Annotated in this window: 2 protein-coding genes; both read left to right on the top strand. The window is 46.1% G+C overall.

Going from position 1 to position 1940, the window contains the following annotated elements:
- A partial coding sequence (locus B4K20_RS05125) for a metal-dependent hydrolase (protein ID WP_289282117.1) occupies nucleotides 1-783 on the top strand: 783 nt, incomplete at its 5' end.
- Nucleotides 784-849: 66 nt separating this feature from the next.
- Nucleotides 850-1940 (top strand): protein adenylyltransferase SelO (locus tag B4K20_RS05120; RefSeq protein WP_289282116.1); only part of this gene is annotated, 1091 nt, incomplete at its 3' end.

Below are 1940 nucleotides of genomic sequence, written 5' to 3'. Positions count from 1 at the left end.
GACCGGAATAAAACGTTTAGCTACCTTACATGGTTTCTCCTTACCTGGTTAGCTTTGACAACTCATTCCGCTCTTGATGGCCTGACCGTCTATGGCACGCAGTTATTCTGGCCGCTCATGCCAAGCCCGGTCTCTGGTGGCAGCGTGTTTATTATCGATCCCACCTACTCTATACCCCTATTAATAGGGATTTTGGCAGTGTTACTTTCCCCTGATAAACCGTTCAGTCACAAACTGATGCGTTACACCTTTGGGTTTAGTTGCTTATATCTGACGTGGGGAGTATTTGCTCAGCAGTGGGTGGAACACGAAGCTGAAACAGCTTTCAAAGAACAAGGTATCGAGATTGACCACATGCAAGTTTCAGCGACGGCGTTTAACACAATTTTGTGGCGAGTGGTTGCCGTCAATGATGCTCATTACTACGAAGGGTTTCACTCTTTATTAGAAGGGAATCAGCCCATCATTTTAAAGACATACCCACGTGGTGCCGAACTCATCGATAAGGTGGATCATTACCCAAGCTATAAACGCATCAACTGGTTCACCCGTGGTTTATTCAAGCTTGAGCTGCAAGGTAATCAAGTGATTGCTTCAGACTTACGTATGGGTATGGAGCCAAGTTATTTTTTCCGCTTTCAAATTGCCGAAAAACAACAGCAACGGTTTATGCCCGTTACGCCAAACCGGTTTCCAACCCAGAGTCATCGACGGGATGGCGTGCGTTGGGTGTGGCAACGTATCTGGAATCCGGCTGTAGAATTCAATCCACAGCTGAACTAGATAAACACCTATAAACAACACTTTTAACAGGTTTTCTGTATTGGTTAATTTTGATGTAATGGTGTCATGACACAGACAACTGAAACCAACTTCACTAACGGCCTGCTGAACTGGCAGTTTGATAATCAATTTGTTCAGCGTTTACCCGCCGATCCAGAAACAAAAAATTTCCGGCGACAAGTGTTAGGTGCCTGTTATTCCTATGTCACGCCAAGGACAGTCACATCCCCTACGCTGCTGGCTTATTCAACTGAGATGGCTCATGAACTTGGCTTGAGTGATGAGGATTGTCAAAGTGGGTTATTTACAAACGTCTTTGTAGGCAATCAGAAACTCAGAGGCATGCAGCCTCATGCCCAATGTTATGGTGGTCACCAATTTGGCAATTGGGCTGGTCAACTGGGTGATGGTCGAGCGCTCAATCTTGGTGAAATAATGGGTGAGTCGGGTCAACGTTGGAGCTTACAACTTAAAGGCTCTGGTGAAACCCCTTATTCACGCTCTGCTGATGGTCTTGCTGTGTTACGTTCTTCGGTGCGAGAATTTTTATGTAGTGAAGCCATGTACCATCTTGGCGTGCCGACCACTCGTGCATTAAGTCTGATAACGACTGGTGACGAAGTCATTCGGGATATGTTTTACGATGGACGGCCACAAAGCGAACCCGGTGCTGTGGTGTGTCGGGTTGCCCCATCGTTTCTACGTCTCGGCAGTTACGAAATCTTCAGTGCCCAAGGCGATATTAAAACCTTAAAAACACTGGTTGATTACACCATCGAGTCTTTTTTCCCCCACTTAGGTGCACCAGGTAAGCAAACCTATTTAGACTGGTTCCAAGAAGTGTGTGAACGCACAGCCGATATGGTGGTGGACTGGATGCGAGTCGGTTTTGTGCATGGTGTGTTTAATACTGATAACACGTCTGTTCTTGGTCTCACCATTGACTATGGCCCTTATGGTTGGATTGATGACTACGATCCTAACTGGACCCCAAATACCACTGATGCTACCGGCAAACGTTATCGCTTTGGTGCTCAGCCACAAATTGCTCAGTGGAACCTATTACAAATGGCCAACGCTATCTATCCTTTAATAGAGGATGCTGAAGCCTTGAGAAACATTCTGAACGACTATGTCACGCTCTACACGGATAAATG

It is taken from the genome of Methylophaga sp. UBA5088 (genome assembly GCF_002414625.1).
Classification (GTDB): domain Bacteria; phylum Pseudomonadota; class Gammaproteobacteria; order Nitrosococcales; family Methylophagaceae; genus Methylophaga; species Methylophaga marina.
Note: the sequence above shows the minus strand (reverse complement) of the source record. Positions and strands in the feature narration are given on the sequence as shown.